Below are 13540 nucleotides of genomic sequence, written 5' to 3'. Positions count from 1 at the left end.
CCATGCGGGTGCCAAACAGGGGTGGTTCAGTGGTTCCTTGCTGTCGAGGTGCTGTCGACCCACTGTGACAGGCTGTGGCGCGAGTCGACATGTGATGTGGTGGCGGAGTCAGTTGACCCGCAGGACCGGCCAACTGCCGGTCCCTTCCTGGAAGGAAACCCCGTGGCACCCACACACGGTTCCTTCGCACGCCAAGTCAGCCGCCGCGGACTCCTCGTCGCGGGAGCCGCCACCGTCTCCGCCGCCCTGGTCGCCTCACCGGCCGCCGCCTCCCCGAAGACCCTGCCGACCCTGATACCCCTGCCGAACGGTTTCCGCCCGGAAGGCATAGCCACCGGCGCGGGCCCCTACGCCTATCTCGGCTCGCTCGGCGACGGCTCGATCTACCGGGCCGATCTGCGCACCGGGGCCGGCGAGATCATCTCGGCCGGGCCCGGCACCCCGTCCGTCGGGCTCAAACTCGACGGCCAGGGACGGCTGTTCGTCTCCGCCCGCGGCCAGGGCGCCCGGGTCGTGGACACCCGTACCGGCGCCGTCCTCGCCTCGTACACCCTCACCACGGCGACGCCCACCTTCGCCAACGACGTGTTCCTGACCAAGCGTGCGGCGATCTTCACCGACTCCTTCCAGCCGGCTCTGTACGTCCTTCCGCTCGGCCGGGGCGGCGCTCTGCCGGGCGCCGACGACGTCGTACGGATCACCCTGAGCGGTGCCTGGAGCCAGGTGCCCGGCGAGGTCGTCAACGCCAACGGGATCACCGCCACGCCCGACGGAAAGGCGCTGCTCGTCGTCCAGTCGGGGGTCGGCGGGCTGCACCGGGTGGACCCGCGCACCGGGGTCACCAAGCTTGTCGCGCTCGGCGACGCGGCCCCGCTCACCAACGGCGACGGTCTGCTGCTGATCGGGCGCACGCTGTACGTCGTACAGAACCGGCAGAACGCGATCGACGTGTTCACGCTCGCCCCGGACGGGAGCAGCGGGGTCTTCCAACGGCGCATCACCGACCCGGACTTCGATGTGCCGACCACCGTGGCCGCGTACCGGAACCGGCTGTATCTGCCCAACGCCCGGTTCTCGACGACGCCGACGCCCGAGACGACGTACGCCGTGGTCGCCGTCGACCGCTGACGGGCTCCCGTGCATGACAGAAGGGCCGGTGCGCGTGGTGCGCACCGGCCCTTCTCGTCCGGGAAGATCACTCCTCCGGGGGGTCCTCGTCGTCCGTGCTCGGCAGCTGGGGCGGTTTCGGCGGCTGCGGTTTCGGGCGGGGGCCCGGGTTGTCGCGGAGGTACGACGCGCTGTCGGTGCCGTCCGCCGTGGCGTGGCCGCCGGGGGCCGGGCCGGGGCCGGTGCCGTCGCGGCGGCGCAGATAGCGTTCGAACTCGCGCGCGATCGCCTCGCCCGTCGCCTCGGGCAGCTCGGCGGTGTCCCGGGCCTCCTCCAGCGTCTGCACGTACTCCGCGACCTCGCTGTCCTCGGCGGCCAGCTGGTCCACGCCCACCTGCCAGGCGCGCGCGTCCTCGGGCAGCTCGCCCAGCGGGATGCGGACGTCGATCAGGTCCTCCAGGCGGTTCAGGAGGGCCAGCGTCGCCTTCGGGTTGGGCGGCTGGGAGACGTAGTGCGGGACCGCTGCCCAGAGTGAGACCGCCGGGACGCCCGCGTGTGTGCACGCCTCCTGGAGGATGCCGACGATCCCCGTGGGGCCCTCGTACTTGGTCTCCTCCAGGTCCATCCGCTGGGCCAGATCCGCGTCGGACGTGACCCCGCTGACCGGAACCGGACGCGTGTGCGGGGTGTCGCCGAGCAGTGCGCCCAGGATCACCACCAGCTCCACACCCAGCTCGTGCGCGAAGCCCAGCAGCTCGTTGCAGAACGAGCGCCAGCGCATCGACGGCTCGATGCCCCGGACCAGGACCAGGTCACGGGGCTTGTCGCCGCCGACCCTGACCACGGACAGCCTGGTCGTCGGCCAGGTGATCTTGCGGACGCCGTTGTCCAGCCACACGGTGGGGCGGTTGACCTGGAAGTCGTAGTAGTCCTCGGCGTCGAGTGCCGCGAACACCTCGCCCTTCCACTCCCGGTCCAGATGCGCGACCGCACTGGAAGCGGCGTCGCCGGCGTCGTTCCAACCCTCGAACGCGGCCACCATGACTGGGTCGATCAGCTCGGGAACCCCCTCCAGCTCGATCACCCAGCGCCTCCTTCCGACGTGCCCTCGTTTGACCACCCAACCTTACGGCGTGTGGCGGGGGCGCCCGCAGCCCCCTTGCACGGGGGAGTGAACGGATCACTGCCCCGATGGACGCCCGGAAACACCACCCCTGAGCCACCCCGCACCACCCCTCACATTCATCCGAGCGTTCGGGGTGCGTTCAGGGGTACGCCTGGAGGTACCTCTAAAGGGTCGACCTCAGCCACTGCTCCACGCTCGCGATGTGCACCGTCGCCCACGACCGCGCCGCCTCCGCGTCCCGGTCGCGCAGGGCGCCCAGGATCGCCCGGTGCTCGTGCAGCGTACGGCTGACCGCGTCCTCCTGGGTCAGCCCGCGCCAGATCCGGGCCCGGGTGGTGGGCCCGGACAGACCGTCGAGGAGGGAACAGAGCACCGAGTTGCCGGAACTCTGCACGATCCCCCGGTGGAACTCCAGGTCGGCGGCGACCAGTTCCTCCACCGACGGCGCACCGCCCAGCCGGTCCAGCTGGGCGGAGAGCGCGTCCAGTTGCTGCTCGCTGATGCGCTGCGCCGCCATCGCGGTCGCGGCCGGCTCCAGGATGCGGCGCACGGCGAGGAACTCCAGGACCGTGTCGTCGCGGTGGAAGTCGACGACGAAGCTCAGTGCTTCGAGGAGGAGTTGGGGGTCGAGGCTGGTGACATAGGTGCCGTCGCCCTGCCGTACATCGAGAATCCGGATGAGCGACAGGGCGCGCACCGCCTCGCGCAGGGAGTTGCGGGACAGGCCGAGTTCGGCGGCCAGCTCGCTCTCCTTGGGCAGTCGGTCGCCGGGGCGCAGCGACCCGGAGACGATCATTCCCTTGATCTTCTCGATCGCCTCGTCGGTGACTGCCATGGCGGGCCTCCCTGCCGTTCAGACCTGTTCAGACATCCGATGTCTCAGGTCATTATGGGGGTTCAGTGGGCTGAACGGGACACAAAATGCGATGTCAGCCCGTACGAGGATCCCCCAAGGGTGGCCGGAACCGTACCTGCGGGCTGCCGGGTCGGGTGTCAGGCCAGTGCTTCCAGGTCGGCGAGGGCCGCGGCCTCGTCGAGCGTGGTCAGCGTCCGGTTCCGCATCAGCACCCTGCCGTCCACGACGGTGTCCCGGACGTCCGCCGAGTGCGCCGCGTAGGCGAGCGTCGACCAGGGGTCGTGCCGGGGCCGCAGATGCGGGGCGTTCAGGTCGAGCACGATCAGGTCGGCCCGCTTGCCCGCCTCCAGAGAGCCCAGCCGGTCGCCCAGGCCCAGCGCCTTCGCGCCCTCGACGGTCGCCATGCGTACGGCCTGTTCGGCACCGACGGCCGTGGGGTCGCCGTCCGCCTTGTGCACGAGGGCCGCCTGCCGGACCGCGCCGAGCACGTCCAGGGTGTTCGAGCTGACGGCCCCGTCCGTGCCGAGGCCGACCGTCACGCCTGCGCTGAGCAGCCGGGGCACGGGCGCGATACCGCAGCCGAGCTTGAGGTTCGAGACGGGACAGTGGGCGACGGACGTGCCGGTGCGGGCCAGTGCCGCGATCTCCGGGCCGGTCAGGTCCACGGCGTGGGCCAGCAGCAGGTCGGGGCCGAGCAGCCCGAGCGAGTCGAGCAGCTCCACCGGGCGCTTGCCGTACTTCACCTCGACCGTGGCGACCTCGGTCGCGTTCTCGGCGGCGTGGATGTGCAGCAGCGCGCCGAACTCCCTTGCCAGGGCGGCGATCTCGACGAGCTGGTCGGGGGCGAGGGTGTAGGTGGAGTGGGCGAAGAGGATCGGGCGGTTGCCGGGGCGCGGTGTTCCGCGTGCCTCCAGGTCCTGGCGGGCCCAGGCCAGCCGGTCCTCGTAGGCGATGCCGTCGGGCGGCTGCGGTACGTCCATGAAGGTGGGGCCGGTGTGCAGCCGCCAGCCCGCCTCGCGGGCCGCCTGCTCGGCCGCCTCGTGGAACCAGTACATGTCGAGCGCGGAGGTCACTCCGGCGCGCACGCTCTCGGCGACCGCGACCCTGACCGCCGCCGCCACGTTCTTCGGCGAGAGCAGCTGGGCCTCCCACTTCAGCACGCGCTCCAGGAACCCCTGGAGGGTGACGTCGTCGGCCCGGCCGCGCAGGAACGTCATGGCGAGGTGGGTGTGCGTGTTGACCAGGCCGGGGAGGACCAGGCAGTTCGAGGCGTCAAGGGACTCGTCGGCTGTGAACCGGGTTGTCAGCTCCTCGGCCGGACCGACGGCGACTATCTCGCCGTCCCGGACGGCCACAGCCCCGGCCGGTACGACGGTCCCGGCCTCGTCCACGGTCAGGACATCGCCGCCGTGCACCAGCAGGTCGATCGACTCGCTCATGCGAGGGGCTCCTTGTCCTCGTTCTCGGCCTCGTCCTCCGCCAGCAGGCGCAGCGCCTCCAGCGACACGACCGCGCCGCGTTCGACGCCCTCCGCCACGACCTCGCGGTGCGGGTTGTAGCCGCCGGTGACGGTCTCGTCGACGAGTTCGTCGGCGTTCGCCCCGTCGATGACGACCACTCCGCCCGCGACCAGTCCGCGCAGCGAGGCGGTCACCAGGAGTGCGCTCAACTCCATCTCGATGGCGGCGAGTCCGGCGCCCTCGTAGGAGAAGAGGGGGAGCAGACCGGGCTGGAAGGCGGCCCGCGTCCACACGATGCCCCGGTGATGCGGGGCGCCCGCCTCGCGCGCCGCCCGCTGGAGCGCGAGCACCGCCTCGGGGGAGGACACCGCCGGGTACTCCGGGGGCAGCAACTGCTGGGTGACACCGTCGTCCCGGACGGCCGCCTCGGCGATGACGAGGTCGCCGTCGCCGATCCCCGGCCGCATCGCACCGGCCGTACCGAACCGCAGGAAGGTCCGAACACCGGCGTCCGCCAGCTCCTGGAACAGCAGGATCGCACCCGGGGCGCCCACCCCGTGCGAGGCGACCAGCACCGGCACGCCCTTCCAACTCCCGCTGAACACACGGTATTCGCGGTGGTACGACACCTCCTGCGCGCCCTCCAGCTTGGCGCCGACGAGAGCGGCGCGCAGCGGGTCGCCGACGACCAGAGCGCGCGGCGGCAGCCCCGTGCGGGGTATTCGGGTGACGGGCAACAGGTCCTGCGTCATGAAACGGCTCCGGGAGAAGTGGCGGTGGAGGGGGACGTGGAAGGCGTACGGCGACGGCGGCGGGCCGTCGTCAGGAACAGGGCGCCGAGTGTGACGACGTACGGCGCGGCATCGGTCGCCTGCTGCGGCAGGCCGAGGCCCTGGAGCCGGAAGCCGGCCGCCTCCGCGAGGCCGAACAGCAGCGCCGCCAGCAGCACACCGAGCGGCAGCGCACGGCCGAGCATCACCGCGACCACGGCGATCCAGCCGCGCCCCGCCGTCATGTTCTCGGAGAACAACGTGACGTTGCCCAGGGCGAGTTGGGCCCCCGCGAGCCCGCACAGTACACCGGACACGAGCACGGCCGCGTACTGGTACTTGACCGGGCTCACGCCGAGCGTGGCCGCCGCGTCCGGTGCCTCGCCGACCCCGCGCAGCCTGAGCCCCCACACATGCCGGGACAGCATCAGCGCGGCCACGCCGACCGCCGCCCACGCCAGATACGCGAGCGGCGAGAAGCCACCGACCAACGGCAGCCCGGCCAGTGACGGATCGTCAAAGGTGCCCTGCACACCGAAGACGGTACGGAGGAGGAAGCTGGTCAGGCCAACTGCCAGGAGATTCAGGGCGATTCCCAGAACAACCGCATCCCCGCGCAGGTTTACCGCGCCCACCGCCAGGATCAGGGAGTACGCGGCGGAGGCGAGGGCCGCCGCCAGGACGCCGAGCCAGGGGCTGCCGGTGAACCAGCTCGTGGCCACGGCGGTGAAGCAGCCCATCAGCATCATGCCTTCGAGGCCGATGTTGAAGACGCCCGCCCGTTCGCAGATGGCCCCGCCGAGCGCGGCCAGCAGGATGGGCGTCAGCGCGCGGAGCGCCGACATGAGGAGATCGGAGTCGAAGAACATCAGACCAACTCCCCTTGCGGGCTTTGCTGTACGGGTTTGTCGGTCGGCTTGTTGTCGCCTTTCCGGAACAGGCGCGGGAAACGCAGCCGGGCCGCCAGGAACACGATCACGATCGCCTGGAGCACCTGGGTCAGCTCGCGCGGCACCTCGGTGGTCCGCTCCATCGACAGGCCGCCCACTTGCAGCATGGCGAAGAAGAAGGACGCGAGGACCGTGCCGACGGGAGCGGCGGCAGCCAGCAGGGCCGCCGTCAGACCCGTCCAGGTGTAGCCGGGCGCGGTGAGCGAGCCGTCCAGGAAGCGGTACGGGAAGCTCAACACCCCTATGGCTCCCACGAGTCCGGCCAGCGCGCCCGACACCGCCATCAGCCTGAGCGTCAGGCCCTTGCGCTCGACGCCCGCGTACGCGGAGAAACGGGAGTTGAGGCCGGTCATCCGCATCTCGTAGCCGAACGCGGTGCGTTGGTCGGTGAACCAGTACGCGGCGGCGGCCAGGACGACCAGCAGCAGCCCGACCGTCACGGTCGACGAACCGAACGTGGCCAGCGCGACCCCGTCCGGGAGTTGCCGGGTCTGGGGGAGGCTGGAGCCGGGTTCCTTGAGCGGGTAGCGGGCCAGGTAGGAGGCGAAGGACGCCGCCGGGTAGCTGAGCAGCAGACTGCTCACCAGCAGCGGTACGCCGAACCGGTTCTCGCACAGGGCGGCCAGGGCCGCGTATCCGGCGCCGGCGGCCATGCCCGCGAGCAGCGCGAGGACGACGGTGAGCGGCGCGGGCAGCGGTGAGTACAGTCCCGTCACGGCCGCCGCCATCCCGCCGAGCACCAACTGCCCGTCCCCGCCCAGGTTGATGAGCCCGGCGCGCAACGGCACGGCCAGCGCGAGTGCAAGGCCCAGCACGCTCGTGAGTGTCGTGAGCGTCGACCCGATGCCGTCGGCGCCGAGCGAACCGCTGAGCACCGCGCCGTACGCGGCGACCGGATCGGCGCCCGTCCCGACGAGGAACAGGGCGCCGATGACGACCCCGGCGAGCACCGAGAAGGCGACGGGGGAGCGAAGTACTCGCGCTATATGGGGTGTTGGCGATATTCGGGGTGTCTGTTCCATGTCAGTCTCCGACCTCCACCGCGGCCACCGGGGCCGAGTGATCGGCGCCGCCGGCCATCGCGAGGCCCAGCGTCCGCTCGTCCGCCTCGGCCTTGTCGTACGACGCCGTCACGCGGCCCTCGTACATCACCAGGACCCGGTCCGCGAGGCCCCGGATCTCGCTCAGCTCGGCCGAGACGAGCAGGACGGCGTGGCCGGCGTCGCGGTAGGCGATCAACTGGTCGTGGATGTTCTGGACGGCGCCGATGTCGACCCCGCGCGTGGGCTGCTCGACGAGCAACAGCGGGGCGTCGTGGGCGAGTTCACGTCCGATGAGCAGCTTCTGCAGGTTGCCGCCGGAGAGCGAGGACGCGGGCACCTCCGGCGAGGACGCCTTGATGCCGAAGCGCTCGATCAGGCGCCGCGCGTGGCCCCGTACGACCGCTGGCGGCAGCAGTCCGCGCGAGGACAACGACGTACGGTGGTGGCCCATCGCCAGGTTGTCCGCGACCGACGCGGCAGGTGCCGTACCGACGGCGTGGCGGTCCTCGGGGACGTACGCGAGGCCCTTGGCGCGGCGTTCGGTCGCCGAGGCGTGGGTGATGTCGTCGCCGAGCAGCGAGACCCGCCCTGCGGTCACCGGCCGTAGTCCGGCCAGTGCCTCCACCAACTCGCTCTGGCCGTTGCCCGCGACGCCCGCGATTCCGACGATCTCCCCTGCGCGGACGGCGAGTTGGACGTCCCGTACGCCGTCCGTGGCGAAGCCGGTGACGTCCAGGACCACGTCTCCCGGGGTACCGGAAGCGTGAACGCGGTCGAGTTCGACGGCGCGGCCGGTCATCGCGGCGGCGATCTCGTCGGCGGACGTCTCGGCGGTGATCAGTCGGGCGACGACCCGGCCGTCCCGCAACACCGTGACGTTGTCGCTGCCTTCGAGGACCTCGCGCAGCTTGTGCGTGACCAGGATGACCGTACGGCCCTGTGCGGCAAGGGACTTGAGGACCGCGAACAGGGCGTCCGCCTCGGCCGGCGTCAGGACGGCGGTCGGCTCGTCGAGGATGAGCGTCCGGGCGCCCCGGTGCAGCAGCTTCAGGATCTCCACGCGCTGGCGCAGCCCCACGGGCAGCTCGCCGACCCGGGCGTCCGGATCGACCGCGAGCCCGTGCTCCTCGGCCAGTTCACACACGCGGCGGCGCGCTGCCGCCCGGTCCACCAGGCCGAAACGGCGCGGCTCGGCGGCGTACACCACGTTCTCGGCGACCGTCAGCGAGTCGAACAGCTTGAAGCTCTGGTGGACCATGCCGAGCCCGGCGGCCATCGCGTCACCGGGATCGGAGAAGGAGACCTCGCGCCCGTCGACGTGCACCGAACCGGCGTCCGGGCGCTCCATCCCGTACAGGACCGACATCAGCGTCGACTTGCCGGCGCCGTTCTCGCCCATCAGGGCATGGATCTCGCCGCGCCGGACGGTCAGGTCGACGGCGTCGTTGGCGAGCGTGCCGGGGAACCGCTTGGTGATTCCCCGGAGCTCGACCGCCACCTCCCGCACGTCAGCTGGCGGCGGCGGGGTCATCGACCGTCAGCTCTCCGGACACGATCTGGTCGCGCAGCGCCGTGACCTTCTTCAGGACGTCGGGGTGCTTCGCGATCACGCACTGGGACGAGTCGACGCCCTTCTCCAGACCCGTGAGGCTGATGCCGCCCTCCTTCAGGCCGTACGAGGTGGTCGTGCCCGTCTGACCGGCGAGGACCTGCTCGACGCCCTTCTCCACGGCGACGTCCGTGCGCTTGATCACATTGTCGACGACCGTCCCGGGCGCCGAGGGGCACTGGTTGACGTCGACGCCGTACGCGAACGCGCCCTTCGCCTTGGCCGCCTCGAACACGCCGTAGTTGCCGGCCGCCGCAGCCGCCATCAGCTGGTCGTAGCCGTCGGACAGCAGATCGTTCGCCTGCTCCTTGGCGCGCGCCGAGTCGTCGAACGGGGACTGGCCGCCTACGAAGCGCGTACCGGTCTTGGTCTTCGGCGCCACATGCTGGGCACCGGCCGCGAACGGGTCGCTGAAGCGGCGGAACACGGGCGTGTCCAGCACGTCCACCGCGCCGACCTTGCCGCTCTTGGTCAGCAGCCCCGCCTCGGCGCCCGCGAGGAAGACTCCCTCGTGCTCACGGAAGACACCGCAGCTGACGTTGTCGAACGCCTTCGTCGTGCACGCGTCGATCATCAGGAACTGCTGCTTGGGGTGCGCCTCGGCCTGCTGCGCGACCAGGTCCGCGAACTCGAAGCCGACCAGCACGACGACGTCCGGCGCCGCGTCCACGGCCGCCTGCACGTTCTGCTGCTGGGAGGCCGTGTCCGTCGACTCGAACACCTTCTCGGTCCCGTTGTGCGCCTTCGCGGCGGCCTTGACCCCGGTCACGGCCAGCTTCAGGAACTCGTTCTGCCCGACGGCGTCCGGTGTGACGAGCGTGAACGACTTGGCGTCCGCGGCGCTGCTGTCGGAGGACGCGTCGTCCTTCGCGGCGGCGTTGCAGGCGGTGGCACCGGCGACGAGCAGCGCGGTCATGGCGACGAGCGGGAGCGGACGACGGGATCTGCGAGTCATCGGGGACCTTCCGGAGGGACGTACGGCACAGCCCGCGCTCTGCGCTGAGCACGGGGAGGGAGCGTGGGGGAGGAGGGACGGAACGGGGGACGCCGAGGGGGACGGGTCAGCGTCGACAGCCGTCGCTCGCGCACCGGCCGTGGTCGAGGAAACGGCGCGTGGTGAGCAGCACGTGTCCTCCTTCACATGGGCCTTACGGGTGCGGGTGCTGGACTGTAACACCGGAATTCGGCCACCCGCCCAGCTGTCTCGAACTGTGGTTCTCCAAGGTCATGTACGGTGTCGCGCACCGATCGGAACCTCAGGAGCGTCCCGCCATGTCCCAGGAACTGCGCGCCGTCGGCTGGACCGGAAACAGCCTCGCGCTCATCGACCAGACCCTGCTCCCGCACCGCAACGAGACGATGGACGTCCGCGATGTGGACACCCTGGTGGACGCGATCCAGCGGCTCGTCGTACGCGGCGCCCCCGCGATCGGCGCGGCGGGCGCGTACGGGGTCGCGCTGGCGCTGATCGAGGGCGAGCGCGAGGGCTGGACCGAGGAGCAGGTCCGGGCGGCCGTGGCCCGGATCCGCGAGGCGCGGCCGACCGCCGTCAACCTCATGGTGTGCGTGGACCGGGTCATGACCCGCTTCGACGAGGGCCTGGAGGCGGTGCTCGAAGAGGCCGCCGCCGTCCAGCGCGAGGACGTCGAGGCCAACCGGGCGATGGGCGCGCACGGCGCCGACTGGCTCCTCAAGCGTCTCGCCGCGAGCGTCGGGGACCGCCCGCTGCGCATCCTCACCCACTGCAACACCGGCGCGCTCGCAACGGCCGGATGGGGCACGGCACTTGGCGTCATCCGCGAACTGCACGCACGCGGCCGGTTGGAGGTCGTGTACGCCGACGAGACGCGCCCGCTGCTCCAGGGCTCGCGCCTGACCGCCTGGGAGCTGGTCCAGGAGGGCATCCCGCACTACGTCCAGGCGGACGGGGCCGCCGCCGGCACCATCCTGCGTGGCGAGGTCGACGCGGCGATCGTCGGCGCCGACCGGATCGCGGCCAACGGCGACACCGCCAACAAGGTCGGCACGGTCGGGGTCGCACTGGCCTGCGCCGACGCCGGAATCCCGTTCCTGGTGGCGGCCCCCACGACCACGGTCGACCTGGCCACGGTCACCGGCGACGACATCCACATCGAACTCCGGGGCGAGGCCGAGGTGTTGGAGTGGGCGGGCGTACGGACGGCTCCCGCCGAGTCGCGCGGCCACAACCCGGCGTTCGACGTGACACCGGGTCGGCTGGTGGCGGGGCTGGTCACGGAGCGGGGCGTGTTGGAGGTCTCGGCGGGTGAACTCCCGGGCGACCTCTTGAAGTAGCGAGTAGCCCCGCGCCCCTAAGGGGCGCGGGGAACTGCGCGACCAGCCCCCACCGGCCCGCGGTCCGGCTACCGCCCGTCCCGCGGAGCGCTGAGCTCCAACTCCAGCAGCCACTCCACGACTTCGGTGTGGTGCCGAGCCTGACGGGCGTTGTCCCCCCACACGTACAGCCCGTGACCAGCGACCACGACAGCCGGCATCCGAGGGTCACGAGCCGCCTCCAGGCGATCCCCGAGCACCTTCATGTCCTGGCTGTTGGTGATGACCGGCAGGGTCACCTCGACGTCGTGCGCGGGCTGGCCCACACCCTTGAGCATCTCGACGTCCTTGAAGACGATCCCGCCCGGCTCGCGGCGGCCCATCGCCACGGACGCGACCGTGTGGACGTGCACGACGGCCCCCGCGCCCGTCAGCGCGGCCACGCGCGCGTGCAGCTCTGCCTCCGCAGACGGCTTCCCGCCCTGCACGGCCGTACCCTGTCCGTCCACCAACACCACGTCCGCGGGCGTCAGTTCGCCCTTGTCGTGGCCGCTCGCGGTCACCGCTAGCAGCAGCGGGTCACGGGACAGCACCACCGACAGGTTCCCGGACGTGCCCCGCATCCAGCCGAAGGAGGCGAACCGGGCGGACTCGGCGGCGAGTACCGCGCCGGCCTCCTCCAGGTCGAGGGAGGTAATGGTCACGACGTGCTCCTTGTGCTGATGCTGATCTCGTCGAACGCCCCCGCCTCGGGGTGGTCGCCGACGCCCTGCTCGTAGTACGGCTCCCCAGGCCGCCGGATCCCGACGGCCCGCCACCCGGCGGTGAGCGCCGCGTCCAGCTCGCCCGGCCGGTCGGAGAGGAAGAGGAGACGGCTCGGGTCGGCGGTGCCGGTCGCCTCCGCGATACGGCGGTACGACTCCGGCTCCTGCTTGGGCCCCGCGTTCTCGGTGTCGTACAGGCCCGAGACGAGCGGCAGCAGGTCGCCCTCCGGGGTGGACGCGCACCACGCGCGCTGCGCGGCGACCGACCCCGAGGAGTAGACGTACAGCCGAAGTCCCGCCGCGTGCCAGGCGCGCAACGCGGGGAGGACGTCGTCGTAGAAGTGCGAGACGAGGTCGCCGCGCGCGAAGCCCTCGGACCAGATGACGCCCTGGAGGGTCTTGAGGGGCGTGGCCTTGCGGTCCTCGTCGAGCCAGCTGTTGAGGGTCTTCTCGACGAGCACGGCGTCGGCGTCCGGTTCGCCGATCAGCTCGCGCACCTGAGCGACCGCCCGCGCCACCTCCGGATCACCGCTCCGCTCCGAGAGCAGTGCTCCGAAACGAGAGCGTGAGTACGGATACAGCACGTCGACGACGAACCCCGTGGCGCTCGTGGTGCCCTCGATGTCGAGCACCACGGCGTCTATGTCGTCCACGGCGCAGCGCAACGTCACGCGGCGGCCTTGTCCTGCTGGTACCCGGCGTCGATCGTGTCGTAGTCCGGGAACCGGGACGCGATGGTCGAGCCGGTGAAGCTGCCGATCCAGCCGTCCTCCTCGTGGAAGAAGCGGATCGCGGTGAACGCGGGGCTGGTGCCCATGTCGAACCAGTGCGTGGTGCCGCGCGGCACGCCCAGCAGGTCGCCCTTCTCGCAGTACACGGCGTGGACTTCGCCGTTCACGTGCAGATAGAAGATGCCGGACCCGGAGACGAAGAAACGGACCTCGTCATCGTCGTCGTGCGTGTGCTCCTGGAGGAACTTCTCGCGGGCCGCCTTCGCCTTCGCCGGGAACTCCGGGTCGTCACTGGGGTGCAGGCCGAGGACGTCGACCGTGGTGAAGCCCTCCTCGGCGTTCAGCTTGTCGATCTCCGGGCCGTACGCGGCGAACACGGTGTCGCTGTCGGCGTCCGCGGGAACGTCCTCGCGGATCGGCCACTGCTCGTAGCGCACACCGATCGGGGCAAGCGCGGCGGCGATCTCGGCCGGGTCGGACGTACGGCGCACGACGGTCTCCGGGCCGGACTCGGGCCAGGTCGTCAGCAGGGTCATGGGAGCAACTCCAGGTGGCTGGAAGGGGGGAGTGGAACGCGAACGAGAACGAAGGCGGGGGGAGGAGGAGCGGCCGGAGACCGGAGAGCAGGAGGGGGCCGGGCCGGTCGTCAGTCGCGACAGCCGCGACACGGCGCGCCGGTACAGCGTCGTACCGCTGTCGCACGAGGTGTCGTCATCATCGGAAGCCTCACTGTCCCGGGTCGGGTGCCGGTTCCGTGATGGTAACTCCCGACGGCGGGTCGGCAGAGTGTGACGAATCCGGCGTTCCACATGCTGAGATCCAGTGTCCAAGG

Annotated in this window: 13 protein-coding genes; 2 read left to right on the top strand and 11 right to left on the bottom strand. The window is 71.2% G+C overall.

The window, feature by feature from the left end:
• Nucleotides 1-162 precede the first annotated feature (162 nt).
• Nucleotides 163-1128, top strand: coding sequence for an SMP-30/gluconolactonase/LRE family protein (locus ACFYXF_RS41395; protein ID WP_389357539.1), 966 nt, complete (start codon nt 163-165; stop codon nt 1126-1128).
• A gap of 67 nt (nt 1129-1195) precedes the next feature.
• Here ACFYXF_RS41395 and ACFYXF_RS41390 read toward each other — a convergent pair whose 3' ends face one another.
• The 8 genes from ACFYXF_RS41390 to ACFYXF_RS41355 all read right to left on the bottom strand — a co-directional run bounded on the left by ACFYXF_RS41390 (nt 1196) and on the right by ACFYXF_RS41355 (nt 9876).
• Nucleotides 1196-2191 carry a PAC2 family protein gene (locus ACFYXF_RS41390; protein ID WP_389357537.1) on the bottom strand — a complete coding sequence of 332 codons (996 nt, stop codon included), beginning with the start codon at nt 2189-2191 and terminating at the stop codon, nt 1196-1198.
• A gap of 205 nt (nt 2192-2396) precedes the next feature.
• Nucleotides 2397-3068: a FadR/GntR family transcriptional regulator gene (locus ACFYXF_RS41385; RefSeq protein ID WP_389357535.1), complete on the bottom strand. Its 672-nt coding sequence runs from the start codon at nt 3066-3068 to the stop codon at nt 2397-2399.
• Nucleotides 3069-3226: 158 nt separating this feature from the next.
• On the bottom strand, nt 3227-4528 hold the full coding sequence (locus tag ACFYXF_RS41380; RefSeq protein ID WP_389357533.1) for an amidohydrolase: 1302 nt from the start codon (nt 4526-4528) through the stop codon (nt 3227-3229).
• On the bottom strand, nt 4525-5301 hold the full coding sequence (locus ACFYXF_RS41375) for a nucleoside phosphorylase (protein WP_389357531.1): 777 nt from the start codon (nt 5299-5301) through the stop codon (nt 4525-4527). Before ACFYXF_RS41375 ends, ACFYXF_RS41380 begins: the two co-directional genes overlap by 4 nt.
• On the bottom strand, nt 5298-6188 hold the full coding sequence (locus tag ACFYXF_RS41370) for an ABC transporter permease (RefSeq protein ID WP_389357529.1): 891 nt from the start codon (nt 6186-6188) through the stop codon (nt 5298-5300). Before ACFYXF_RS41370 ends, ACFYXF_RS41375 begins: the two co-directional genes overlap by 4 nt.
• Nucleotides 6188-7291: an ABC transporter permease gene (locus tag ACFYXF_RS41365; protein WP_389357527.1), complete on the bottom strand. Its 1104-nt coding sequence runs from the start codon at nt 7289-7291 to the stop codon at nt 6188-6190. The genes ACFYXF_RS41370 and ACFYXF_RS41365 overlap by 1 nt, the downstream gene beginning before the upstream one ends.
• 1 nt (nt 7292) lies before the next feature.
• Nucleotides 7293-8843 (bottom strand): ABC transporter ATP-binding protein, encoded by a 1551-nt coding sequence (locus ACFYXF_RS41360; RefSeq protein ID WP_389357525.1) that lies wholly within the window; start codon nt 8841-8843, stop codon nt 7293-7295.
• Entirely contained in the window at nt 8821-9876 is a 1056-nt protein-coding gene (locus ACFYXF_RS41355; RefSeq protein ID WP_389357523.1) for a BMP family ABC transporter substrate-binding protein, read from the bottom strand. Before ACFYXF_RS41355 ends, ACFYXF_RS41360 begins: the two co-directional genes overlap by 23 nt.
• Nucleotides 9877-10193: 317 nt before the next feature.
• On the opposite strand from ACFYXF_RS41355, the gene mtnA reads away from it, so the two are divergent.
• Nucleotides 10194-11234, top strand: a complete 1041-nt coding sequence (mtnA, locus tag ACFYXF_RS41350) for an S-methyl-5-thioribose-1-phosphate isomerase (RefSeq protein ID WP_389357521.1) — start codon at nt 10194-10196, stop codon at nt 11232-11234.
• A gap of 68 nt (nt 11235-11302) precedes the next feature.
• Here mtnA and mtnB read toward each other — a convergent pair whose 3' ends face one another.
• From mtnB to ACFYXF_RS41335, 3 genes are read right to left on the bottom strand one after another with little or no spacing between them, the layout of a single operon-like run.
• Nucleotides 11303-11917, bottom strand: a complete 615-nt coding sequence (gene mtnB / locus ACFYXF_RS41345) for a methylthioribulose 1-phosphate dehydratase (protein ID WP_389357519.1) — start codon at nt 11915-11917, stop codon at nt 11303-11305.
• Nucleotides 11914-12648, bottom strand: a complete 735-nt coding sequence (mtnC, locus tag ACFYXF_RS41340) for an acireductone synthase (RefSeq protein ID WP_389357517.1) — start codon at nt 12646-12648, stop codon at nt 11914-11916. The genes mtnB and mtnC overlap by 4 nt, the downstream gene beginning before the upstream one ends.
• Complete coding sequence (locus tag ACFYXF_RS41335) at nt 12645-13244, bottom strand: acireductone dioxygenase (protein ID WP_389357515.1); 600 nt, start codon at nt 13242-13244, stop codon at nt 12645-12647. The genes mtnC and ACFYXF_RS41335 overlap by 4 nt, the downstream gene beginning before the upstream one ends.
• Nucleotides 13245-13540 lie beyond the last annotated feature (296 nt).

It is taken from the genome of Streptomyces sp. NPDC002680 (assembly GCF_042889145.1).
GTDB classification, from domain to species: Bacteria; Actinomycetota; Actinomycetes; order Streptomycetales; family Streptomycetaceae; genus Streptomyces; species Streptomyces adonidis.
Note: the sequence above shows the minus strand (reverse complement) of the source record. Positions and strands in the feature narration are given on the sequence as shown.

Bases quoted from the DNA above. Each gene is read 5' to 3' on its own strand.
- ACFYXF_RS41385 (WP_389357535.1), bottom strand. From the start codon at position 3,068: ATGGCAGTCACCGACGAGGCGATCGAGAAGATCAAGGGAATGATCGTC.
- ACFYXF_RS41380 (WP_389357533.1), bottom strand. From the start codon at position 4,528: ATGAGCGAGTCGATCGACCTGCTGGTGCACGGCGGCGATGTCCTGACC.
- ACFYXF_RS41375 (WP_389357531.1), bottom strand. From the start codon at position 5,301: ATGACGCAGGACCTGTTGCCCGTCACCCGAATACCCCGCACGGGGCTG.
- ACFYXF_RS41370 (WP_389357529.1), bottom strand. From the start codon at position 6,188: ATGTTCTTCGACTCCGATCTCCTCATGTCGGCGCTCCGCGCGCTGACG.
- ACFYXF_RS41365 (WP_389357527.1), bottom strand. From the start codon at position 7,291: ATGGAACAGACACCCCGAATATCGCCAACACCCCATATAGCGCGAGTA.
- ACFYXF_RS41360 (WP_389357525.1), bottom strand. From the start codon at position 8,843: ATGACCCCGCCGCCGCCAGCTGACGTGCGGGAGGTGGCGGTCGAGCTC.
- ACFYXF_RS41355 (WP_389357523.1), bottom strand. From the start codon at position 9,876: ATGACTCGCAGATCCCGTCGTCCGCTCCCGCTCGTCGCCATGACCGCG.
- mtnA (WP_389357521.1), top strand. From the start codon at position 10,194: ATGTCCCAGGAACTGCGCGCCGTCGGCTGGACCGGAAACAGCCTCGCG.
- ACFYXF_RS41335 (WP_389357515.1), bottom strand. From the start codon at position 13,244: ATGACCCTGCTGACGACCTGGCCCGAGTCCGGCCCGGAGACCGTCGTG.